Annotated in this window: 2 protein-coding genes; both read left to right on the forward strand. The window is 33.7% G+C overall.

Going from position 1 to position 584, the window contains the following annotated elements; all coding sequences use genetic code 11:
- Positions 1-28: 28 nt before the first annotated feature.
- The gene (locus tag IU405_RS05470) at positions 29-118 is read left to right on the forward strand and encodes a TusE/DsrC/DsvC family sulfur relay protein (protein WP_317193350.1); all 90 of its coding nucleotides are present in this window, start codon (positions 29-31) and stop codon (positions 116-118) included.
- A 13-nt stretch (positions 119-131) separates the two neighbouring features.
- Positions 132-584 (forward strand): DsrE/DsrF/DrsH-like family protein (locus IU405_RS05475; RefSeq protein WP_197437608.1); only part of this gene is annotated, 453 nt, incomplete at its 3' end.

A 584-nucleotide genomic window follows, 5' to 3' on the forward strand; every position in this document is an offset into this window, starting at 1 on the left:
AGGAATTAAAAATAGTGGCGTAATTGATATTAAAGAATTTTATGAACTTTTTCCAGGTGGACCGTTAAAAGTTTCTACGAAAATTGCAGGAGTTCCAAAACCTAAAAGCTGTATTTAAAACCTAAGAAATCATGGGAAAAACAAAAGTTCGAAAAATGCTTTTTATTCTATCAAAAGCAACTATAGAAAACGTATATGCTGCATTCATTATGGCGAATGGTGCACGAATGGAAGGAATTGAATCTGAAATATTTTTTACATTTTTTGGTTTAGAGGCCATTCAAAAGAAAAAATTAGAACATTTACATGTGGCTACTGTGGGTAACCCTGCCATGCATATTCCAACAATGTTGGGTGGTTTGCCTGGTATGGAAGCTTTGGCTAGTAAGATGATGAAAAAAGAAATGGAGAAATTAGACATGCCTCCAGTTGGTGAATTTTTAGAAATTCTTTCAGATTCAGGTTGTAAATTGTGGGCGTGTAAATTGGCTGTAGAAATGTTTCATCTAACAAAAGAGGATTTGATTGATGATTTAAACGGAATCTTAACTATTGGCGATTTCTATAATCGCGCTGATGAAGAA

It is taken from the genome of Polaribacter sp. BAL334, assembly GCF_015767435.1.
Taxonomy (GTDB): domain Bacteria; phylum Bacteroidota; class Bacteroidia; order Flavobacteriales; family Flavobacteriaceae; genus Polaribacter.